Annotated in this window: 23 protein-coding genes; 6 read left to right on the top strand and 17 right to left on the bottom strand. The window is 65.2% G+C overall.

The features are described from left to right. Nucleotides 1–35 precede the first annotated feature (35 nt). The 3 genes from V473_RS01190 to dapA all read right to left on the bottom strand — a co-directional run bounded on the left by V473_RS01190 (nucleotide 36) and on the right by dapA (nucleotide 2048). On the bottom strand, nucleotides 36–629 hold the full coding sequence (locus tag V473_RS01190) for a DUF2062 domain-containing protein (protein WP_066599516.1): 594 nt from the start codon (nucleotides 627–629) through the stop codon (nucleotides 36–38). After that, nucleotides 626–1108: an SsrA-binding protein SmpB gene (gene smpB, locus V473_RS01185; RefSeq protein WP_066599515.1), complete on the bottom strand. Its 483-nt coding sequence runs from the start codon at nucleotides 1106–1108 to the stop codon at nucleotides 626–628. The genes V473_RS01190 and smpB overlap by 4 nt, the downstream gene beginning before the upstream one ends. A 61-nt stretch (nucleotides 1109–1169) precedes the next feature. Further along, on the bottom strand, nucleotides 1170–2048 hold the full coding sequence (dapA, locus tag V473_RS01180; RefSeq protein ID WP_066599514.1) for a 4-hydroxy-tetrahydrodipicolinate synthase: 879 nt from the start codon (nucleotides 2046–2048) through the stop codon (nucleotides 1170–1172). Nucleotides 2049–2195: 147 nt separating this feature from the next. Here dapA and V473_RS01175 point away from each other — a divergent pair, with 147 nt between their 5' ends. Next, on the top strand, nucleotides 2196–4247 hold the full coding sequence (locus V473_RS01175) for a lytic transglycosylase domain-containing protein (RefSeq protein WP_408021499.1): 2052 nt from the start codon (nucleotides 2196–2198) through the stop codon (nucleotides 4245–4247). Between the two features lie 191 nt (nucleotides 4248–4438). Next, nucleotides 4439–4924: a transcription elongation factor GreB gene (greB, locus tag V473_RS01170; protein WP_066599510.1), complete on the top strand. Its 486-nt coding sequence runs from the start codon at nucleotides 4439–4441 to the stop codon at nucleotides 4922–4924. 149 nt (nucleotides 4925–5073) lie between these two features. On the opposite strand, the gene V473_RS01165 is transcribed toward greB, so the two are convergent. Next, a complete protein-coding gene (locus tag V473_RS01165; RefSeq protein ID WP_066599508.1) occupies nucleotides 5074–5943 on the bottom strand; it encodes a LysR family transcriptional regulator in 870 nt (289 codons plus the stop codon). Between the two features lie 107 nt (nucleotides 5944–6050). Between V473_RS01165 and bla the strand changes: the two genes are divergently transcribed. Further along, a complete protein-coding gene (bla, locus tag V473_RS01160; RefSeq protein WP_082678938.1) occupies nucleotides 6051–6932 on the top strand; it encodes a subclass B3 metallo-beta-lactamase in 882 nt (293 codons plus the stop codon). Nucleotides 6933–6974: 42 nt separating this feature from the next. On the opposite strand, the gene V473_RS01155 is transcribed toward bla, so the two are convergent. From V473_RS01155 to aspS, 4 genes are all read right to left on the bottom strand, one after another. After that, complete coding sequence (locus V473_RS01155) at nucleotides 6975–7160, bottom strand: hypothetical protein (RefSeq protein ID WP_066599506.1); 186 nt, start codon at nucleotides 7158–7160, stop codon at nucleotides 6975–6977. Between the two features lie 65 nt (nucleotides 7161–7225). After that, the gene (locus V473_RS01150) at nucleotides 7226–8539 is read right to left on the bottom strand and encodes a methyl-accepting chemotaxis protein (protein ID WP_066599503.1); all 1314 of its coding nucleotides are present in this window, start codon (nucleotides 8537–8539) and stop codon (nucleotides 7226–7228) included. 74 nt (nucleotides 8540–8613) lie between these two features. Then, nucleotides 8614–9396 carry a polyphosphate kinase 2 family protein gene (locus tag V473_RS01145; protein ID WP_066599502.1) on the bottom strand — a complete coding sequence of 261 codons (783 nt, stop codon included), beginning with the start codon at nucleotides 9394–9396 and terminating at the stop codon, nucleotides 8614–8616. Between the two features lie 108 nt (nucleotides 9397–9504). Continuing rightward, a complete protein-coding gene (gene aspS, locus V473_RS01140) occupies nucleotides 9505–11289 on the bottom strand; it encodes an aspartate--tRNA ligase (RefSeq protein WP_066599500.1) in 1785 nt (594 codons plus the stop codon). A 127-nt stretch (nucleotides 11290–11416) separates the two neighbouring features. Between aspS and rnd the strand changes: the two genes are divergently transcribed. Genes rnd through V473_RS01125 form a run of 3 tightly spaced genes read left to right on the top strand, consistent with a single transcriptional unit; the run spans nucleotide 11417 to nucleotide 13324 of the window. Continuing rightward, nucleotides 11417–12583, top strand: a complete 1167-nt coding sequence (gene rnd, locus V473_RS01135; protein ID WP_066604812.1) for a ribonuclease D — start codon at nucleotides 11417–11419, stop codon at nucleotides 12581–12583. A gap of 10 nt (nucleotides 12584–12593) precedes the next feature. Next, nucleotides 12594–12905 (top strand): I78 family peptidase inhibitor, encoded by a 312-nt coding sequence (locus V473_RS01130; RefSeq protein ID WP_082678937.1) that lies wholly within the window; start codon nucleotides 12594–12596, stop codon nucleotides 12903–12905. Between the two features lie 35 nt (nucleotides 12906–12940). Continuing rightward, a complete protein-coding gene (locus tag V473_RS01125) occupies nucleotides 12941–13324 on the top strand; it encodes a nuclear transport factor 2 family protein (protein WP_066599496.1) in 384 nt (127 codons plus the stop codon). Between the two features lie 16 nt (nucleotides 13325–13340). Here V473_RS01125 and V473_RS01120 read toward each other — a convergent pair whose 3' ends face one another. The 9 genes from V473_RS01120 to coxB all read right to left on the bottom strand — a co-directional run bounded on the left by V473_RS01120 (nucleotide 13341) and on the right by coxB (nucleotide 21686). Beyond that, nucleotides 13341–14210: an RsmD family RNA methyltransferase gene (locus tag V473_RS01120; RefSeq protein ID WP_066604810.1), complete on the bottom strand. Its 870-nt coding sequence runs from the start codon at nucleotides 14208–14210 to the stop codon at nucleotides 13341–13343. Nucleotide 14211: 1 nt separating this feature from the next. Further along, nucleotides 14212–15612, bottom strand: a complete 1401-nt coding sequence (gene thrC / locus V473_RS01115; protein ID WP_066599495.1) for a threonine synthase — start codon at nucleotides 15610–15612, stop codon at nucleotides 14212–14214. Between the two features lie 44 nt (nucleotides 15613–15656). Continuing rightward, nucleotides 15657–16304, bottom strand: coding sequence for an SURF1 family cytochrome oxidase biogenesis protein (locus V473_RS01110; protein WP_066599494.1), 648 nt, complete (start codon nucleotides 16302–16304; stop codon nucleotides 15657–15659). 85 nt (nucleotides 16305–16389) lie between these two features. Next, on the bottom strand, nucleotides 16390–17220 hold the full coding sequence (locus V473_RS01105) for a cytochrome c oxidase subunit 3 (protein WP_066599492.1): 831 nt from the start codon (nucleotides 17218–17220) through the stop codon (nucleotides 16390–16392). Nucleotides 17221–17262: 42 nt separating this feature from the next. Further along, nucleotides 17263–17838: a cytochrome c oxidase assembly protein gene (locus V473_RS01100; protein WP_066599491.1), complete on the bottom strand. Its 576-nt coding sequence runs from the start codon at nucleotides 17836–17838 to the stop codon at nucleotides 17263–17265. Then, nucleotides 17838–17966: a hypothetical protein gene (locus tag V473_RS24505; RefSeq protein ID WP_269076421.1), complete on the bottom strand. Its 129-nt coding sequence runs from the start codon at nucleotides 17964–17966 to the stop codon at nucleotides 17838–17840. Before V473_RS24505 ends, V473_RS01100 begins: the two co-directional genes overlap by 1 nt. Beyond that, nucleotides 17963–18871 (bottom strand): heme o synthase, encoded by a 909-nt coding sequence (locus V473_RS01095; protein ID WP_066599489.1) that lies wholly within the window; start codon nucleotides 18869–18871, stop codon nucleotides 17963–17965. The genes V473_RS24505 and V473_RS01095 overlap by 4 nt, the downstream gene beginning before the upstream one ends. Before the next feature lie 103 nt (nucleotides 18872–18974). Continuing rightward, nucleotides 18975–20657, bottom strand: a complete 1683-nt coding sequence (gene ctaD / locus V473_RS01090; protein ID WP_066599484.1) for a cytochrome c oxidase subunit I — start codon at nucleotides 20655–20657, stop codon at nucleotides 18975–18977. A gap of 15 nt (nucleotides 20658–20672) precedes the next feature. Next, nucleotides 20673–21686: a cytochrome c oxidase subunit II gene (coxB, locus tag V473_RS01085; protein WP_066599480.1), complete on the bottom strand. Its 1014-nt coding sequence runs from the start codon at nucleotides 21684–21686 to the stop codon at nucleotides 20673–20675. Between the last annotated feature and the right edge of the window lie 236 nt (nucleotides 21687–21922).

Raw genomic sequence — 21922 nt, 5'->3', positions numbered from 1 at the left:
CTCTGACACGAAACTGGACCTGAATGTTCCGCCGATCAGACGCCGGCGGCCTTCTCCAATGCGCCGCTTTGATGGACCTTGCCAATCCTCAATTTGCGCGCCTGCCATTTCCGCCCCATGCGGCGGCGCCAGAACCAGTCTGCGATGACATAGCCGATGACGGCGCTGGCGAGCGAGATCAGGAAGAGGCCGAGCAGCATCGCGGGCGCCGCTTCGGACAGGAGCCATGTGGTCCACTGACTGACGGTGGCATGGCCATCGACCAGCGCCATGAAGCCGGTCGCGTCGGCGCTGCGGCCCAGCATCCAGTTGCCCAGCCAGACCGACACCATCAGGATCAGCGGCGTGGTGGCGGGATTGGAGAGGAAAGTCATCGCGGCGGCGACCGGGATATTGGCGCGGAACGGCAGCGCCAGCAACGCCGCGCCGGCGATCTGCACGCCGGGGATCAGCAGGAAGATGCCAACGAACAGGCCCAGCGCCACGCCGCGCGGCACCGACCGGCGGGTGAAGCGCCAGAGCGAGGGTTCCAACACGCGATGGGCGACGGGGGCCAGGACGCGGCTCTGTTCCAGCGATTCGCGGGTCGGGCAATTGGCGTGCCACCAGCGGGTCAGGCGGCTCATCAGCCCTTGTCCCGCATGATGCGCTGCTGGTCGCGCTTCCAGTCACGATCCTTGATCGTCTCGCGCTTGTCGTGATTCTGCTTGCCCTTGGCCAGCGCCAGCTCGATCTTGGCGCGGCCGGTGCTGTTGAAATAGATCATCAGCGGCACCAAAGTCATGCCCTTGCGCGACACGGCGCTGTGCATCTTCTCGATCTCGCGCTCGTGCAGCAACAGCTTGCGCGGCCGCTTGGGCTCGTGATTCTCGCGGTTGCCATGGCTATATTCGGGGATGTTGCTGTTCACCAGAAACACCTGGTTGCCCTTCACCTCGGCATAGCTTTCGGCGATATTGCCCTCGCCCCCGCGCAGGGCCTTCACCTCGGTCCCCTGCAGGGCGATGCCGGCCTCGAACACGTCCTCGATGAAATAGTCGAAGCGCGCGCGCCGGTTTTCGGCGACGATCTTCTTCTTGTCGAAGGTTGCGGGACGGGGGCGGGCCATGACTGTCTAACTACTCATTTCATAAAAGGGGGCCACATCATATGGGCCACCAGCCGCAACTTTACACCAGGCCCGCAATTTCCAGCGCGCGATCGACCGCGGCCCGGCTCGATTCCGACGGCCAGGTGATCGGCAGGCGGACGTCGCTGGGCATATCTGCGCGAACGCGCGTGAGCGCATATTTAACCGGGCCGGGTGAAGAATCGCTGAACAGGGCGTCGTGCAAGGGATAGAGACGATCCTGCAACGCCAGGGCGCCATCCCAATCATGCGCTGCGCAGGCCGCCTGGAAATCGGCGCACAGACGCGGCGCGACATTGGCGGTGACGCTGATGCACCCCTTGCCGCCCATCGCGTTGAAACCCAGCGCCGTTTCGTCATTGCCCGAAAGCTGGCAGAAGTCGGGACCGCAAGCCAGCCGCTGGGCGGTGACCCGCCCCAGATTTCCGGTCGCGTCCTTGATCCCGACGATCGACTGATATTCCTCGGCCAGACGATACATGACCGGCACGCCGATGTCGGTGATGGTGCGGCCGGGCACGTTATAGAGGACGATCGGCAGGTCGCAGCGTTCGGCCAGCCAGGCGAAATGCTGATAGACGCCATCCTGATTAGGCTTGTTATAATAAGGCGCGACGACCAGCGCGGCGTTCGCGCCAGCGCCCTGCGCCGCATACATATGTTCCAGCGCGATTCGGGTGTCGTTGGACCCGCAACCCGCGATCACCGGCACGCGCCCGGCGGCCTGATCGACGCAGATGGCGATAACGCGATTATGCTCCTCGACCGTCATCGTGGCGCTTTCGCCGGTGGTGCCGCAGGGGACGAGCGCGCTGGATCCTTCCGCTATCTGCCAGTCCACCAGCGCGCGAAACGCCGCCTCATCGACCAGCCCGTCGCGAAACGGGGTCACCAGAGCCGGAATCGAGCCCGAAAACATGATTAAACTCCTTCAAATCTCCGGGCGGCCGGGGCATGATCATTCGAGCCGGGCGCTATAGCGCGTCATTCAGGGCCTGATAAGGATGCAATTGCGATTATGTCCAGCATGCGCGCCACAACCCATGTCGAAAGTTATCTGATCCGCATGCCCATCATCGCCCTGTTGCTCATGACCGCCGGCGCCGGCGCCCAGACCGAGACGGTCCAGCGCGTGCCGCCCGAATATCCGACGCAGGGGCCGGTCGTGCAGCCGCTGCCCGCGCAGGACGGTCAGGGGTTAGGGGGCCCCAGCCCCTGGCAACAGGCGCAGGGCCGGATCGGCGTGGCGCAGGATGGCGGCATCGCAAGCACGATCAGCCAGTGGCGCGCGCTGCAACAGAGCGATGGCCTGGGCTTTTCCACCTATGCCAGCTTCATCGTCGCCAATCCCGGCTGGCCGGGCGAGGACCGAATGCGGCGGCTGGCGGAGACGGGGATCAATCCCGACAGTTTCGATCCCAGCCAGGTGGCGGGCTTCTTCGCACGCTTCCCGGCGCGCACCGCGACCGGTCATGCCCGCAACGCCGTGGCGCTGATGCAGCTCGGCCGGATGGACGAAGCCCGGATCGCCGCCCGCAACGCCTGGGTCGGCGGATCGCTCAGCCCCACCGACGAGGCGCGGCTGCTGTCGCTGTTCGGCTCCACCCTGACGCCCGCGGATCATGACCAGCGCGCCGATGCGCTGCTCTGGGCCAATGACAGCAATGGCGCGGCGCGGATGATCGCCTATGTCAGTCCCGCCCGGCGGCCGGTGTTCCAGGCGCGAATCGCGTTCCGGCGCAAGGCGCCCGACGCGGCGATGCTGATGCAAGCGGCCGAAGCCATGGGCGCAAGCGATGCGGGCTTCATCGCCGACAAGGCGGTGTGGTTGCGCGACAGCGGCAATTGGGTCGCGGCACGGCAATATCTGGCGAACCGCAACGCCGTCACCTACCGGCCGAGCAAGCCGGAGGAATTTTACGAAGTCCTGCTGGGGCAAGCCCGCGCCGCCGCCAACGACAGCCAGTGGAGCTTCGCCTACGGCATCGCCAGCAAGATCGACGATGCGGTGCCGCCCGGCGCAGACGTCAGCGACCAACCGATCGGCGTGCGCGACGATTATACCAGCCTGGCCTGGCTGGCCGGCAGCACCGCCTTCTACAACCTCAATCGCCCGACCGACGCGGTGACGATGTTCCGCCGCTATGCCGATGCGGCCAAATCGCCCCAGACCAAGTCAAAGGGCTATTATTGGGCCGGTCGCGCCGCGCTCCAGTCCGGTGACGCGGCTACCGCCAACAGCTATTTCAATCAGGCGGGCGTCTATCCCGACCAGTTTTACGGGCAACTGGCGCTGGAGCGGCTGGGCCGAACGATCCCCGCCCCCGCCACGGTCGAGCGGCCGGTGCCGATTTCTGCGGCCGAGCGCGCCGCGTTCGACAATCGGACGGTGGTGCGCGCGGTGCAGGCGCTGGGCCAGATGGGTTATTGGGAGGATCAGAGCAAATTCGCCCGCGCCATCGCCAACAATGCCGATAGCGACACCGACCATTATCTGGCGGCCGAACTGGCGCAGAAGATCGGCCGTCCCGACATGGGCGTGATGGTCGGCCGCCGCGCCGTGTCCAGCGGCCTGAGCGGTTACGGCCAGAGCGCCTTCCCGCGCGTGCCCGTGCCGGCGCAAGCCCAATATAGCTGGACCATGATCCACGCCATCGCGCGGCAGGAAAGCCAGTTCGACAAGCAGATCGTGTCCCATGCGGGCGCTCGCGGCCTCATGCAGTTGATGCCCGGCACCGCGCGCGAGCAGGCGGGCAAGATGGGCATGAGCTACGCACCCGCCTCGCTGAACGATCCAAGTTACAACATCATGCTGGGGTCGGGCTATTTCCAGCGAATGCTGGACTATTATGGCGGCAGCTATCCGCTGGCGGTGGCGGCCTATAATGCCGGGCCGGGCAATGTGAACAAATGGGTCCGCGCCAATGGCGACCCGCGGATGCCGGGCGCGGACATGCTGCGCTGGATCGAGCAGATCCCGATTTTCGAGACGCGCAACTATGTGCAGCGCGTGCTGGAAAACGCCGTGGTCTATGAGGCGATGAACCCGGAGCGGGCGAAGTTCCGGGGGACCAATGCGGTGCTGAGCCGTTATCTGGGCAAGCAGACGCCGGGGTGATTTTTGGTTCGCGCGGAGACGCGGAGTCGCGGAGGGTTTTGAGGCCGCTGCGCGGCGGTTTCTTCGGCAGAAGGCCGCTCCCCAAAATCTCCGCGCCTGCGCGTCTCCGCGCCAATCCGTTTCTCTGCCATCTCTGCGCCTCTGCGCGAACAAAATTGCGCAACCACCCCGGCAACGGATAAGGCTGCGCCATGACCGTCCCCTATCCCAACTATATCTCGCCCGAAGGCTTCGCAAAGCTGCGCGCCGAATATGACCATTTGCTGGGCACCGAACGGCCGCGCATCGTCGAGGTGGTGAGTTGGGCCGCGGGCAATGGCGACCGCAGCGAGAATGGCGACTATCTCTACGGCCGCAAGCGGATGCGCGAGATCGATTTTCAGCTGAAACGCCTGTCGAAGAAGATGAAGGACGCCAAGGTCGTCGATGCCCGGCAACAGCCCGACAAGGGACGGGTCTATTTCGGCGCGACCGTCACCATCGCAGACGAGGACGACAATCACCGCACCGTCACCATCGTCGGCAATGACGAGACGGATGTGGACGCGGGGCGGATCGGCTGGGGATCGCCCATATCGCGCGCGCTGCGCGGGGCGGCGGTGGGCGACCTGCGCCGCGTGCGCCTGCCGGCGGGGGAGAAGGAATATGAGGTGATGGCGATCGCCTATCCCGCGTGATTGAGACAACAAGTTGGACAGTTGTGGCGGTTTTGCGCTTTTCGTGATTGCATGAAAGCAATCGGCTATTTCATGGTCGCCAGGCACGAATAGAGCATAGCGAGCCCGTCAAACCATCCATTGCATTCTCTGCGCCTATGCGCGAACGATCAGACCCCGGCGGCGGCGATCAGCCAGCGCCGGAAATCCGCCATCGCTGGACTGTCCGGGCGCGACATCAGGCGGGTGAGCCAATAGCCGCCCAGATCGACCGCCGTGGCGAAGGGCTGGACCAGGCGACCGGCGCGCAGATCCGCGTCGAACATAGCGGGCGGGGCGAGGGCGACGCCCAGTCCGCGCAGGGCCGCCTGCACCATCAGGATCGAACTGTCGAACAGCGGCCCGCGCAGCGGCGGACAGAGGGCGCTGGCCGCCGCGAACCAGCGCGGCCATTCGTCGGCGCGATAGGAACGCAGCAGGGTTTCACGCGCGAGCGCGGCCGGATCGGGCAGGCGCGCTGCGACGTCAGGCGTGCAGAGCGGGGCGAGCGGCGCGCGCAGGACCGGGTCGGCATGGGTGCCATGCCAGGCGCCGTCGCCGAAGCGGATGGCGAGGTCCAGCCCCTCCCCCGCCAGATCGACGCGGTTGTTATTGGTCATGATGCGCAGATCGACATGGGGGCAGGCCCGTTCGAAATCCGCCAGCCGATCCAGCAGCCAGCCGGAGGCGAAGGTGCCGACGACGCCCAGATTGAGGATTTCGCGCGGGCGGCCGCCCTCGATCCGGTCCAGCGTCGCGCCGATCCGGTCGAGCGCGTCGCCCATGACCGGCAGCAGCGCGCGGCCTTCGTCGGTCAGCATCAGGCCGCGGGGCAGGCGGCGGAACAGCGGCGCGCCCAGTCGCGCCTCCAGCCCCGCCACCTGCTGGCTGACCGCGCCCTGGCTGACGCACAGTTCGATGGCGGCTTTGGTGAAGTTGAGATGGCGCGCCGACGCCTCGAAGGCGCGCAGGGCGTTCAGGGGCAGTTGAGCGCGGTCCATGGGGCAAGAGCCATAAGCCTGGCTCATGGCTCTGTCGAGAAATGTTGCTTTGCGAGCGGCCGTCCGACAGGGCAACTTCGCCTTCAAGAAGCAATGGAGGCAGGATCATGCGGAAAACGGTGGCATTCGCTATCAGCCTGGCTGGGATGGCGACCATGGGTGCGGGCAAACCCGGCGGCGCCGCATCACCGCCGGTCGCGCCCGATCATGCCAAGTGGATGGAACCGCAATCGCCCGCCAGACTCTACGGATCGACCTATCTGGTCGGGTTCGGCGACCTGAACGTCGCGATGATCCGCACCAGCGCGGGGCTGATCCTGATCGATGGCGGCGTCCCGGAAGGGGTGCCGGAGATTGCGGCGCATCTCCGCCAGCTCGGCCTGTCGATCAAACAGGTGAAGCTGATCCTCTCCACCGAGCCCCATTATGACCATGCCGGCGGCATCGCCGGGCTGGCGCGGGACAGCGGCGCGACCGTGATCGCCAGCGCGGCCGGGGCGGCGGTGCTGCGGACGGGGGGCGGCGACCCCGACGATCCGCAGGCGGCGTGGCTGGATCGATTCCCCGGCGTCGCGAAGGTGCGGCGCGTGCGCGATGGGGAAGGGATCCGGCTGGGCGATACCGCGGTCACCGCCCATGCCACGCCAGGCCATACGCTGGGCAGCATGAGCTGGAGCTGGAAGAGTTGCGAGGGGAAGGATTGCCGGACGATCGTCTTCGGTTCCAGCCTCAATCCCATCGCGCCCGATGGCTGGCGCTTCGCCGATCCGGCGCACCGGCCGTTCGTCGACGCCTTTCGCACCAGCTTCGCGCGGGTGAAGGCGATGCGGTGTGACCTGCTGATCCCGTCCCACCCGGCCGACGACCAAGCCGACAGGCTGGCGCGACTGGCCAGGGCGCGCACGCCCAATCCGTTTCTCGATCCCCGCGCCTGCCGCGCCTATGCGCAGCGCGCGGAGGACGCGCTGGCGAAGAAGCTGGCGGAATAGAGACGCTCGAACTCCTGCGAAAACAGGAGCGCAACCGCTCTTTCATTCGTGCGGGCGCAGCGCCTGGTTGAGACTGTCGAGCACGGCATCGATCGGTTCGGTCACGGTGACGCTGCGCCCTTCGCCGAAGCGGATGCGGGTGCCGTTGCTGACCGAGGAAACGAAGGTGACCTGCGCAGGGTTGATCGCGGTCTGGGTGCGATCAGTGCCGACGAACATCACGAGCATGGCGTCCTCTCCTTATTATGGAACCATAGCCTAGCGCGTTTCGGCGTAGACGCCAGAGGGATCGTTCAGGCGGCGCGAATGGCCGCGATGAAGCCGCCCGCGCGCCGTTCCAGCCGATGCGCTTCGTCGGCCAGGGCGTCGGCGACGTCGCGCATCCCCCGCGCCGCCAGGACGGTGGCCTGGGCATTGTCGCTGATCTGGCGCGCGCCGGTGCGGATATGGGCGCTGGACGATCCCGCCTCCGCCACACTGTCCGCCATGGTCCGGCTGAAGAGACTCTGCCGCGCCACCGCCTCGAACACCGCCGCCGACAGCCGGTCGGCGCGGGCCATGGTGGCGTCCATATGGGCGTGACCGGCCGCCACTTCGCCGATGGCGGTGCGGATATGGTCGATCCGCCCGGCTATGCCGGCGGCCGCGTCGCGGGTCTGCTGGGCAAGCGACTTCACCTCTCGCGCGACCACGGCGAAGCCCTGCCCCGCCTCCCCCGCACGCGCCGCCTCAATCCCCGCATTGAGCGCCAGCATGGCGGTCGCGCGAGCGATGCTGTCGATCAGCGCAATGACCTCGCCGATGCCGTCGGCCTCGACTCGCAGCGCCGTGCTGCGTTCGACCCCGGACCGGCTGCGCGCCGCCGCCTCCGCTATCGCTGCGCCCGCCGCCTGGGCCTCGGCCTCCATCGCCCGGAACAACTGCCCCAATTCCGCGCCGCCCGACGCCAGGTCGGCCAGCCGCTCGGCCGTCTGCGCCGCGGCGACGGCCATGGCGGCCGAATCGGCGCCGTCGCCTGCGGCCCGCTCCGCCGCCTGCCCCGCCAGCGCGGACAGCCGCTGCGCCATCGCCGCCATGTCGGCGATCATCGTGGCGATATCCTGACGGAAGGCGGCGCTTTCCTGCGTGATCTGCTCAACCCGCGCGGTCCGCGCCAGCGCCAGTCGCGCGTCGCGATCGGCCGCCAGCCGCAGCAGCAGCCCGCCGCCGAGCACGCCGCTATAGACGCCAGCGTCGGTGACGATCAACCCGTCGCAGCCCGCGCCCTGCGCCGCGAACAGATCGACCAGCGCCTCGACGCTGGCGGTGCGATCGACGGTGGCGCAGGGGCGGACATGATCGTCCAGCCGCCCGCCGAAACTGGGATTGCGCAGCAGCGCGTGACCGAAGGGGTTGAACAGGATACGGCGCATGTCGCGCTCGTAGATCGCGCCCACCGGCCGGTCGCGCGCATCCAGCACCGGCAGCAGGCGCAGCCCCGAATCGCGCTGGAACCAGTCAACCGCTTCACTCAGCGGCTGGCCCAGGCGCACGACCGGCGTCCGCTCCGCCAGGGGCAGACCGGGGACGACGGACGGATCGGGCATGGCGATGGGCGCAGCTAACATGGACAGCGGCTTAGACGGTCAATGGTAAATGCGCGGTTAGAATTTCATGACAATTTTGTTACAAGTAGCTGATTTCATTTGGATTTATAGCCAAATGCGTCCTGCGCCAGTTTGACCACGGCAGGGTCCGCATCGGGGAAATCCATCGGCACCAACTTTTCCAGCCGATCGGCCACATAGGTCAGGGCCGCGATCCGCCCGGCCTTGCGGTGGTTATTGTCGATCACCTGCCAGGGCGCGTGCTTGCTGTCCGTTTTCTTGAACATGGCGTGCATCGCGTCGAGATAGTCGGCCCGCCGGGCGCGGTTGCGATAATCGTCCGCGCCGGTCTTCCACCGCTTCCACGGCGTATCGAGCCGCTGGGCGAGCTGTTCGTCCTGGGTTTCCTGGGTGATATGGACGAAGAGTTTGACGAAATTGACGCCATCCTGCGCCAGTTGCTTTTCGAAGGCGTTGATCTCGTCATAGCCGCGCTTCCAGTCGGCCTTGCTGCAAAAGCCCTCGACCCGCTCAACCAGCACGCGGCCGTACCAGCTACGGTCGAAAATGCCGATATTGCGGCTGGCGGGCAGGCGCGTCCAGAAGCGCCAGAGGAAATGATGGTCGCGCTCCTCCTCATTGGGGGCTGCGATCGGGTGGACCTGATAATAGCGCGGGTCCCAGTCGGCGCTCATCCGCTTGATAATGCCGCCCTTGCCCGCGGCGTCCCAGCCCTCCAGCAGGACGACGCTGCGCTTGCCGTGCAGGATGTGCGCGACCTGAATCTTGGCGAGGCGCCGCTGGACCGCTAGGAGGTCGGCGTCATAGTCGCCTTTATATTTCGCGCCCTTTTCGTAGTCGGCAAGGTCGATGGTCAATGCTCCACTCCCGTTCGGTTCGAGCTTGTCGAGAAACTTGTTCTCGATACGCCTTCTCGGCTTCGCTCGAAGGCTACTCGAACCGAACGGAACTGGAAAGTATAGGGATCAGGCCTTCGCCTGCGGCTCCACGACGCGGACATGGAGTTCGCGCAGCTGCTTGAATTCGGCGGCGCTGGGAGCGCCCATCAGCAGGTCTTCGGCGCGCTGGTTCATTGGGAACAGCGTGATTTCGCGCAGATTCTGCGCGCCGCACAGCAGCATCACGATGCGATCGACGCCCGCCGCCATGCCGCCATGGGGCGGCGCGCCGTACTGGAAGGCGCGGTAGAGGCCGCCGAAGCGATCCTCCACATCCTGCTGGCTGAGGCCCACCAGCTCGAACGCCTTGACCATCAGTTCGGGCGACTGGTTGCGGATCGAGCCGGAAGCGATTTCATAGCCGTTGCAGACCATGTCATATTGATAGGCGTTGATCGTCAGCGGGTCCTGATTGTTCAGCGCGTCCAGCCCGCCCTGCGGCATGGAGAAGGGATTGTGCGCGAAATCGACCGACTTGGTGTCTTCGTCATATTCGTAGAAGGGGAAGTCCACGATCCAGCACAGGTCGAAGCGGTCCTTGTCGATCAGGTCCAGCGTTTCGCCGACGCGGGTGCGGGCGAGGCCCGCCAGCTTGGCGGCCTGCGATTCCTTGCCCGCTGCGAAGAAGACGCCGTCATTGGGGCCGAGGCCGAGCGCTTCGATCAGCTTCGCGGTCGCTTCCTCGCCATGATTCTTGGCGATGGGACCGCCGGGGACGCCATCCTTGATGTTGATATAGCCCAGGCCCGAATAGCCCTCGCCCCGCGCCCAATTGTTCATCTCGTCGAAGAATTTGCGGCTGCCAGCCCCTGCGCCGGGCGCCGGGATCGCGCGGATCACGCTGCCGCTGTCGACCAGGCTCGCAAAGATGCCGAAGCCCGATCCGACGAAATGCTCGGTCACGTCGGTGATGAGGATGGGGTTGCGCAGGTCGGGCTTGTCGCTGCCGTACTTCAGCAGCGCCTCGGCGTGCGGGATGCGCGGGAAGCTGCCTGCCGGGGTGACGGGCTTGCCGTCGGCGAACTGTTCGAACACCTGGGCGATGACCGGCTCCATCGTGTTCCAGACATCTTCCTGGGTCACGAAGCTCATTTCGAGGTCGAGCTGGTAGAATTCGCCGGGCAGACGATCAGCGCGCGGATCTTCGTCGCGGAAGCAGGGGGCGATCTGGAAATAACGGTCGAAGCCGGCGACCATCAGCAACTGCTTATATTGCTGGGGCGCCTGCGGCAGGGCGTAGAATTTGCCGGCATGGATGCGGCTGGGCACCAGGAAGTCGCGCGCGCCTTCGGGGCTGCTCGCCGTCAGGATCGGCGTCGAATATTCGGTGAAGCCGATCCCTTCCATGCGACGGCGCATGTCCGAGATGATCTTCGTGCGCTTGACGATATTGGCGTGCAGCGTTTCGCGGCGCAGGTCGAGGAAGCGGTAGCGCAGGCGGATATCTTCGGGATAGTCCTGTTCGCCCGCGACCGGCAGCGGCAGTTCGGCGGCGGTGGACAGGATGGTGACGCTGTCGGCCACGATCTCGATCTCGCCGGTCGCCATGCGCGGGTTGATGGCTTCGGCGGCGCGGGCGACCACATGACCGTCGATCGTCACGACGGATTCGAGGCGGAGCGATTCCAGCGTACGGAGCGGATCGCTGTCGGCCTTCGCCACCACCTGCGTAATGCCATAATGATCGCGCAGATCGACGAACAAAACGCCGCCATGATCGCGCTTGCGATGCACCCAGCCCGACACGCGGACCTCAGTGCCGACATCGGCCGTGGTCAGGGCGCCGCAGGTGTGGGTGCGATAGGCGTGCATGGCGTTTTGGTCTTTCAGCTTCGTTTTACGGAAATGACAAAGTGTTGCAGTCCCGCTATGGCCTATGCTGTCAAGCATTGACCAGTCCGCCGGACGCGGGCCAGCCCATAATAAGATCGAAGACCATATGCAAATTCATCCGCTGATTACCGACAGCAAGACGCTTTCCGATTTCTGCGCCCGCATCGCCAAATCGCCCTATATCGCCGTCGATACCGAGTTCATGCGGGAAAACAGCTATTGGCCCGAACTGTGTCTGGTCCAGGTTGCCGACCCGAACGAGGCCGCCGCGATCGATCCCAAGGCGCCCGGCATCGACCTGAAGCCCCTGCTCGACCTGATGTGCGAGAATGAGGATGTTCTGAAGGTCTTCCATGCCGGCGGGCAGGATATCGAGATCGTCCACAACCTGACCGGCAAGACGCCGCACCCGATGTTCGACACCCAGATCGCGGCGATGGCGCTGGGGCTGGGCGAGCAGATCGGTTACGGCAATCTGGTCGATGCGTGGATGGGCGTGGTGCTGGACAAGGGCGCGCGCTTCACCGATTGGGCGCGGCGGCCGCTGGACAAAAGGCAGATCGACTATGCGATCGGCGACGTCACCTATCTGATCCAGATTTTCCCCAAGATGCTGGAAGAATTGCGCAAGACCGGGCGCGGCGACTGGCTGGACCAGGAAATGGAGCGGATCAGCGATCCGTCCCATTATGAAAACGACCCGCAGCAGGCCTGGCAGCGCGTGCGGATCGCCAGCAAGAAGGCGGACGTGCTGGGCCGGTTGAAGGCTCTGGCCGCTTGGCGTGAGATCGAGGCGCAGGACAAGAATCTGCCGCGCGGCCGCATCGTCAAGGACGAAACGCTGGCCGACATCGCCAGCCATCCGCCGCGCACCCAGGAAGAATTGGGCAAGGTGCGCGGACTGAGCGCGACCTGGCGGACCAACGATATCGGCGCGCGGCTGATGAACGCGCTGGCCAAGCACCAGCCGCTGGGCAAGGACGAGATGCCCGAACGCGACCCCAAGCGGCCGGGTCTGGGCAAGGACGGGGCGCTGGTCGCCGACCTGCTCAAGCTGCTGCTCAAAATCCGGTCGCGCGACATCAATGTCGCGTCGCGGCTGATCGCGCGGACGGACGATATCGACGCGCTGGCCGCGGGCGTGCGTGACGGCCTCTCCATCCTTGAAGGCTGGCGTTATGAACAATTTGGCCGCGACGCGGTTGACCTGGTCGAAGGCCGCATGGCCTTTGCGGTCAAAAATGGCCGGTTGAAGATGACGCGCACGGAATAGGAGAGCGGCGATGAAGCGGGCTGGGCGGATGGTGATTGTAAGCCTGATGGCTCTGTCCCTGGTCGCGTGCGCCGGGGCGAACGGGCCGGGACCGGCCACCCCGCCCGTCAGCGCCGAAGGACCATGCCGCAATGATGGCCTGGACAGCTTCGTCGGACAGAAGGCGAGCGCGCAGGTGGGCGCGGCCTTGCTCAAGGCGTCAGGCGCGAAGACATTGCGCTGGGGCGGGCCGGGCATGGCGATGACGATGGATTATCGCGCCGATCGGCTGACCGTGAGTTATGACGCGGCGATGGCGATTATGTCGGCCCGTTGCGGGTAATCAAGCCACGTTCGCTTCGAGAGCTTTATCTGGAAATGACCCCCACCGCCGACCTCGCCATCCGCCTGGCGCGCGCGTCCTTCAACCGGGCGCTGGCCGAGGCGGATCTGGCCGCTGTCGGGCCGCTGCTGGCGATGGATGTCGTCATGGTGACGGGCACCGACAGCGCGGTCATTGCCGGACGCAAGGCGCAGTTGATGGCGTGGAAGCGCGAGTTCGCTGCCAAGCCGCGCATGATCTATACCCGCACGCCCGAAACCATCGTCGCGTCGCCCGTGGAGCCGATCGCGATGGAGCATGGCGTCTGGCAGGGCGTCGTGCATGGTGCAGCCCAAGCATCGGGGAGCTACAGCGCCAAATGGCGTGAAGTCGACGGCGCTTGGGTGATCGAGGCGGAAATCTATCTGACGCTGGCCTGAGCCAACCGCACATAGCTTACCGTTTCCAGCGCGCCCAGATCGCCGTGGGCAGCGCGATGCCGCGCGCTTCTTCCCGCACAGCCAGTTCGCCCGCCTCGACCGTGCCGGGCAGGTCTGCGAAGGCCTGGCGCAGCAATTCGCCGATCGCCAGCGCCGACATGCGCACCGCATAGACGGTCAGGAACAGGAAACGGCTGTCCGCGTCCAGCAGCGCCCGGCAATTGGCGATCAGACCGGGCAGGTCTTCCTCCAGCCGCCACACTTCGCCGTCAGGACCGCGGCCATATTTGGGCGGGTCGAGCAATATGCCGTCATAGCGGCGATTGCGGCGCACTTCGCGGGCGACGAATTTGGCGGCGTCTTCCACGATCCAGCGGACCGGCTTGTCCGCCATGCCCGACAGGTCGGCATTGGCGCGGGCCTGCGCCACCGATTTCTTGGACGCATCGACATGGACCATGCGCGCGCCGCCGGCCGACAGGGCCAGCGTGCCGACACCGGTATAGCCGAACAGGTTCATGATCTCGGCATCGGGTTTATCCGCATAGGTGGCGCGCAGATCGTCCCAGATCGGCGCCATGTCGGGGAAGAAGCCGAGATGGCGGAACGGGGTGCAGCTCGACTGGAAGGTGACTTCGCGCCAGTGGAGCGGCCAGCCTTCGGCCGGGACCGGCTTTTCATAATACCAGCGGCCGCCGCCATCCTCGTCCGATCCGGGGATGAATTCGCCGTCGGCGCGCCAGTCGGTCGTCGCGGGCTTCCACATCGCCTGCGGTTCCGGGCGGATGAAGCGGAAGCGGCCATAGCGCTCCAGCTTCCGCCCGTCGCCGCTGTCGAGCAGGCCGTAGTCGGACCAGGGTTCGCCGATGAGGGTCTTGAGTTCCAACTTAGCCGCGCGGGGTCGCGCGTTCGGCGACATAAGCGGTGACCGCCTCGAACGTGCCAGGCAGCTTGGCGTAGCTTTCCTCGCGCGCGAACAGGTCGCCGACGCGCGCGGGAAGCGGCGGGCGGGTGCCGGTCGCGCGTTCGACGGCGTCGCGGAACTTGGCGGGGTGGGCGGTCGCCAGCGTGACAACCGGGATGTGCGCATCGATGCCCGCTTCGCGCGCGGCGGCGAGACCGATCGCGCTGTGCGGGTCGAGGATCTGGCCTGCGCCGTCATAGGCCCAGCGCATCGCCATCGTCATGCCGTCGGCATCGACGCGGGCGGAACTGAACAGATGCGCCGCGCCGTCGCGCTGGGCATTGGTCAGGCGCATCGCCTTGCTGGTTTCGAAGCCGCGCATCTGGTCGGCGAGCGCCAGGCCGTCGCGGCCGCCCGCGTCGAACAACAGCCGTTCGAAATTGGAACTGACCTGGATGTCCATGCTGGGGGTGGCGGTCGGCACGACCTGGCCCTGGCTATAATCGCCTTCGGACAAGGCGCGGTGCAGGATATCGTTGACGTTGGTGGCGACGATGAGCTTCGCGACGGGCAGGCCCATCTTCGCGGCCACATAGCCCGCGAACACGTCGCCGAAATTACCGGTGGGGACCGAGAAGGCGACTTCGCGTTCAGGCGCGCCAAGGCGAACGGCGGCGTAGAAATAATAGACGACCTGCGCCATCAGCCGCGCCCAGTTGATGCTGTTCACCGCCGACAGGTTGAAGCGGTTCTTGAAGGCGGCGTCGTTGAACATCGCCTTCACCAGCGCCTGCGCATCGTCGAAGCTGCCCTCGATCGCGATATTATAGACGTTGGGGGCCAGCACGGTGGTCATCTGGCGGCGCTGCACGTCCGACACCCGCCCTTCGGGATGGAGCATGAAGATGTCGATCTTTTCGCGGCCCGCCACCGCGTCGATCGCCGCCGACCCGGTGTCGCCCGACGTCGCCCCGACGATGGTCAAATGATCGTCGCGGCGCGAGAGGAAGCGTTCGAACAACTGGCCAAGCAGCTGGAGCGCGACATCCTTGAAGGCGAGCGTCGGGCCATGGAACAGTTCCAGCAGCCAATGCTGATGGTCGAGCTGAACCAGCGGGGTCACGGCCTGATGGCTGAAGCGGCCATAGGCGGCGGTGCAGAGTTCCCGCAGTTCGTCTTCGGTCAGCGTTCCTGCGACGAAAGGCGCCATGACCCGGACGGCGGTTTCGACATAGGAGAGGCCGGCAAGGGCGCTGATCTGATCGGCGGTAAAGGCCGGCCAGCTGGTCGGCAGATACAGGCCGCCATCGGACGCCAGCCCCGCCAGCGTGACGTCTTCGAAACCGAGCGCGGGCGCGGTGCCCCTGGTGCTTTGATATTGCATAATGGGAAAGCGCGGTAACGATCCGCGCGCGCGGGAGCAAGCGTTTAGGAGGATTTCGGCCCGTTCCGGCGACGCAGCGCCAATATGTAGATGATGACCGCGACGCCAGCGAAGAAGAACCATTGCACCGCATAGGCGAGATGGTTGTTGGGGACGTCAGCGGCGCTGGGCGGCGCAGCGGCCTTGAGGCCCGCCGGGGCCTGGCGCGCGATCAGCATCGGGCGCAGGGGCGTCACCTTGCCGCCGATCCGCGATAGCAGGGCGCGGTGGTCCGGCTCCTCCGAAATCCAGCCTGATACCTGCCCGCCGGTCCAGTTCGGCTTGTCGTCGGGCTTTTGCCCCACGCCGATCGCGACCAGTGCGCCCGGTCCCTCCGCCCCGGTCGAACATTGCGCGATATGACGATAGCCGGTCGATCCGTCGGCGGCGCGACCCGCCTCGATCCGCCAGCCCACGACGCGCAGGCAATGAACCGACGAGGGGCGGAACAGGATGTCGGGCGCGACCGGCGGCAGCATCGGGAAGGCGACGGCGGAGCGGCCGGGATTGGCCGCGGCCAGCGCCAACGCCTGTTCCTTTTCACCGCGGCGCTGGAGTTGCCAGACGCCCAGCGCGATCATCGTCAGCACCGCGAGCGCGACGATGATCGTGGCGATCAGCGGGATTCGGGCGGGTGCGGGCTGATCGGTCATGGATATCCTTGTAGCGATCGACAGGGCAAAAGAAAACGGCCGGAGCATCGCCCCGGCCGTCTTGTCGTCAGTGACTGACGGTCGTTCAGCCGCCGTGGACCGGCGCGCCCCAGCCGCCCCACACATAGATGGCGACGAACAGGAACAGCCACACCACGTCGACGAAATGCCAGTACCAGGCGGCGGCTTCGAAGCCGAAATGCTGGCGCGGGGTGAAGTGGCCCTTATAGACGCGCACCAGATTGACGATCAGGAAGATCGTGCCGACGATGACGTGGAAGCCGTGGAAGCCGGTCGCCATGTAGAAACCCGAACTGTAGGGAGACCCGCCGAACGGGAACGGCGCATGGGCATATTCATAGGCCTGGATCGACGAGAAGAGCAGGCCGAGCAGGATCGTGCACCACAGGCCCTTTTTCAGGCCTTCGCGGTCGCCATGGATCAGCGCATGATGCGCCCAGGTGACGGTGGTGCCCGAGCAGAGCAGGATCAGCGTGTTGAGCAAGGGCAGTTCGAAGGCGTTCATCACCTCGATGCCCTTGGACGGGAACAGCCCTTCGATCGGCGCGAGCGCGCTGGGGAAGAGCGAGAAGTCGAAAAAGGCCCAGAACCAGCCGACGAAGAACATGACTTCCGATGCGATGAACAGGATCATGCCGTAGCGCAGGTGCAACTGCACCACCGGCGTATGGTCGCCGGCATGCGCTTCGGTGATCACATTGGCCCACCAGCTGTAGAAGGTGAACAGCACGCCGGCGACGCCGAGCAGGAAGACCCAGCCGCCGCCGGCCGGCATCGCGTCGGGATGCATCCACATGATCGCGCCAAATGCCATGACCAGCGCCGACATGGAGCCGAAGAGCGGCCAGATGCTGGGCGGAAGGATATGATAATCGTGGTTCTTGGCGCCTGCCATCGTCTCTTCCCTGTTCGCGGTTCGCGTTATCTGATGCTTGCCTTAGCTTGGCTTCTTGTCCTGCTCAACAGGATAGAAAGTGTAGCTCAAGGTAATTTGCTGCGTGTCCTTGTTGTCGCTGTCCTGCAAAATCTTCGGATCGACAAAATAGAGCACCGGCATGCGGACTTCCTCGCCGGGCTGAAGCGTCTGCTGGGTGAAGCAGAAACACTGGATCTTGGTGAAATAGGCGCCCGCCTGGGTCGGCGTGACGTTGAAGCTGGCGGTGCCGGTCACCGGCTTGTCCGACATGTTCCTGGCGATGAAGATCGCCATATCCTTGCGCCCGATGGTGACGGTATCCGTCCGATGTTCGGGGTAGAATTGCCAGGGCATGCCGGGCTGGACATTGGAATCGAACCGGATCGACATGGTGTGGCCGACCGCCGCCTGCACCTGAACATCGGCAGACGCGCGCTTGGTCGTGCCGCCAAAGCCGGTCTGTTCGCAGAAGATGCGGTAGAGCGGGACCGAGGCGAAGCCTAGGCCCAGCATCGCCAGCCCGACCGTCGCCATGGCGACCAGCGTGCGCCGGTTGCGGCGATCGCGATCGAAGGGAGAAGGCGGAAGGGTGGCCATCAGTTGCCGCCCATCTTGGCGATGGTGATGCCGTAAAAGAGCAGCACGAGCGCGCCGAGCAACAGGCCCATCACCAGCGCGCGGGACTTTTGCCGCGCCCGAACCTTTTCCAGCTCTTCGGGCGTCATGCGAGCAGCCAGCGGTCGACGACCACCGCCCCGAACAGCAGGAAGAGATAGAGGATCGAATATTTGAACAGACGCTTTTCGGGCGCCATGCGGGCCGGGTCGCTTTCGCGCCGGCGGTAGACCTGGAAGGCGAAGACGGCGAAGAGCGCAGTGCCCAGCAGCGCCGCCGTGCCATAGACCAAGCCGGTCAATTGCAGCAGCACCGGCGCCATCGCCGCGACCGCCATGATCGCGGTATAGGCCCAGATCTGGCGGCGGGTGACGACCTCGCCCGATACGACAGGCAGCATCGGGATGCCGGCGGCGGCGTAATCGGTCTTCACGAACAGGGCGAGCGCCCAGAAATGGGGCGGCGTCCAGAAGAAGATCAGCATGAACAGGGCGACGGGCAGCGCGCTGATGTCGCCGGTCACCGCCGCCCAGCCGATCACCGGCGGAAAAGCGCCGGCCGCGCCGCCGATCACGATATTCTGCGCCGTCCGGGGCTTGAGCCAGATGGTGTAGACGAAGACGTAGAAAAGGATGGAGACGGCCAGCACGGCAGCGGCGAGCCAGTTGGTCGCCATGCCGATCAGGATCACCGAGAAGAAGGAGAGGCCCACGCCGAAATGCAGCGCCGATTGCCGGTCCATCCGGCCAGCGGGTAGCGGGCGGTTGGCGGTGCGCTTCATCTTGGCGTCGATATCGGCCTCATACCATTGATTGAGCGCCGCGGCGGCGCCCGCGCCGATGGCGATGCACAATATGGCGGTGAAGGCGAGGATCGGGTGGATATGCCCCGGCGCGGCGAGCAGACCGCACAGGCCGGTGAACACGACCAGCGTCATCACGCGCGGCTTGGTCAGCGCGACGAAATCGCGCCAATGGGCGGGGAGAAGAGCTTGGTCGAAAGTCACACTGGTCATGTCATGTTCCGGCTCCGTCGCGATCCATCACGGCGCACGGAGCAAAATGCCACCACCGGGGCGGACATGATATCCGCCCCGGCTTTGTCAGTCGATCATGCCATCAATGATGGCCGTTATCGTCGATCACCGGCAGGGTTTCGAACTGGTGATAGGGCGGCGGGCTGGGCAGGGTCCATTCCAGCGTCGTCGCGCCTTCGCCCCAGGGATTGCCGACCGCCTTCTTGCCGGCCGCGAGCGACCAGATCAGGTTGATGAAGAAGATCAACATGCCTGCCGCCATGATCTCATAGCCATGGCTGGCCAGTTCGTTCCACTTTTCGAACGCGGCCGGATAGTCCGGATAACGACGCGGCATACCCGACAGGCCCAGGAAGTGCATCGGGAAGAACAACAGGTTCACGCCGGCGAAGAACACCCAGAAGTGCAGGTGGCCCAGGAACTCGTTGTACATCTTCCCCGACATTTTCGGGAACCAGTAGTAGAAGCCGGCGAACAGGCCGAACACGGCGCCCAGCGAGAGGACGTAGTGGAAGTGCGCGACGACATAATAGGTGTCGTGCAGCACGTCGTCGACGCCGCCATTGGCCAGCACGACGCCGGTGACGCCGCCCACGGTGAAGAGGAAGATGAAGCCCAGCGCCCAGACCATCGGGGTCTTAAAGCTGATCGAGCCGCCCCAGATGGTCGCGATCCACGAGAAGATCTTGATTCCGGTGGGCACGGCGATGACCATCGTCGCGGCGGTGAAATACATTTTCACGTTCACCGACATGCCGGTGGTGAACATATGGTGCGCCCACACGACGAAGCCGACGACGCCGATCGCGACCATGGCGTAGGCCATGCCGAGATAACCAAAGACGGGCTTGCGGCTGAAGGTCGAGATGATCTGGCTGACGATGCCGAAGCCCGGCAGAATCATGATATAGACTTCGGGGTGGCCGAAGAACCAGAAGAGATGCTGGTAGAGTTCGGGATCGCCGCCGCCGGCCGCGTCGTAGAAGGTGGTGCCGAAGTTACGATCGGTCAGCAGCATGGTGATCGCGGCGGCCAGGACGGGCAGCGCGAGCAGCAGCAGGAAGGCGGTGACCAGCACCGACCAGACGAACAGCGGCATCTTGTGCAGGGTCATGCCCGGCGCGCGCATGTTGAGGATGGTGGTGATGAAGTTGATCGCGCCCAGGATCGACGACGCACCCGCGATATGGAGCGACAAGATCGCCATGTCGACGGCCGGCCCGGCCGAACCGCTGGTCGAGAGCGGCGCATAGACCGTCCAGCCCGTACCTGCGCCATTGCCGGTGCCGCCGGGGACGAAGGTCGAGCCGAGCAGCAGGGCGAAAGCGGGGATGAGCAGCCAGAAGCTGACATTGTTCATCCGCGGGAAGGCCATGTCCGGCGCGCCGATCATGATCGGCACGAACCAGTTGCCAAAGCCGCCGATCATAGCGGGCATCACCATGAAGAAGACCATGATGAGGCCGTGGGCGGTGATCAGCACGTTCCACAGATGATAGGCCTGGTCCAGCGTCGCTTCCGGACCATCCATCATCATGGCCCATGTGTGCAGATACTGGATGCCCGGATGCGCGAGTTCGGCGCGCATCAGGCCGGAAATGCCGCCACCGATGATGCCCGCGATAATCGCGAAGATCAGGTAGAGGGTGCCGATGTCCTTGTGGTTGGTGGACATGAACCAGCGCTGGAAGAAGGCTGGTTTATGATCGGCATCGTGATGATCGTGGGCGTGGTCGCCGTGATGATCTGCGGTGATGGTTGTCATGGCTTCCTACCCTGATCAGATTTTCTTGTCGGCGGCGGGGGCTGCGGGCGCGGCGTCAGCCGTCTTTTCCGCAGCCGCTGCGCCGGCGGGCTTGCCGCCCTGCGACAGCACCCACTGGTCGAACTGGGCCGGGGGCAGCGCTTCGATCGCGATCGGCATGAAGCCGTGGCGGGCGCCGCACAGTTCCGAACACTGGCCGTAATAGACGCCCGGCTTGTCGATGGTGAAGCTCTTCTCGTTCAGGCGCCCCGGAACGGCGTCCATCTTCACCCAGAGCGAGGGCACGGCGAAGGCATGGATCACGTCGGCGCCGGTGATGATCAGCTTGATCGGACGGCCGGCGGGCAGGACCAGACGATTGTCGGGCGCGAGCAGATAAGGCTCGCCATTGGCCTTCGCCTTGTCTTCCGGCAGCATGTTCGAAACGAATTCGGGAATGCCGTTGTCGGGATATTCATAGCCCCAATACCATTGATAGCCGGTCACCTTGACGACGACGGCATCCTTGGGCGCGGGCTTATACTGGTCGGCTAGCAAGCCGATCGAGGGGACCGCGACGACCAGCAGGATCACGACCGGCAAGACGGTCCAGATCACCTCGATCATGGTGTTGTGTGCGGTCTTCGACGGGATCGGATTGGCGCTGCGGCGGAATTTCCACATCGCGTAGATCATCAGGATCAGGACGAAGATGGAGATCGCGAAGATCAGCGGCAGCAGCATCACGTCATGCAGCCAGCGCGCGGTATGGCCGGTTGACGTGAACTGCTCCTGCAGGGTGAATTCGCCCGGCTTGGGCATACCGACGCCTTCGGTCGGCTTCATCCGCGGCGGCGCGGCCACCGTGGCGGCGGGCGCAGCTTCAGCAGCCGGCGCGGCGGCGTTGGCCGATTCGGCCGGCGCGGCGGCATTGTCGGCAGCCGGCGCGGCCGCGACGGCATTGTCCTGCGCCAGCGCATGTCCGTTCATGCCAAGCGCTGGCGCAAAGGCCAACAACCCGGCGAGAACGAGCGATTTCACCTTTTTCATAGCGTCTTCTTACCCCGTAACCCCTTGGCGCCGCTGCAACGAAGACGCGCAAGAAGCGCATGATCCTCGTCCGGTCGGTTCTGCCGCGGCTTATAGGCATGGTTTCCCCATGCCTCAAGCACGCAGGAGCAGATTTTCTTCGCTGTTGCAACGCTCCCTCTGGCCGCCTATTTCGCTGGTCCGCGCACAGGGGCGCGATCATGGCGCGCCACAGGTGCGTCGTGCTGACGGATTGG

This window comes from Sphingobium cupriresistens LL01, assembly GCF_001046645.1.
Classification (GTDB): Bacteria; Pseudomonadota; Alphaproteobacteria; order Sphingomonadales; family Sphingomonadaceae; genus Sphingobium; species Sphingobium cupriresistens.
The sequence above is the reverse complement of the archived record's forward strand: the minus strand, read 5'-3'. Positions and strand labels throughout refer to the sequence as shown.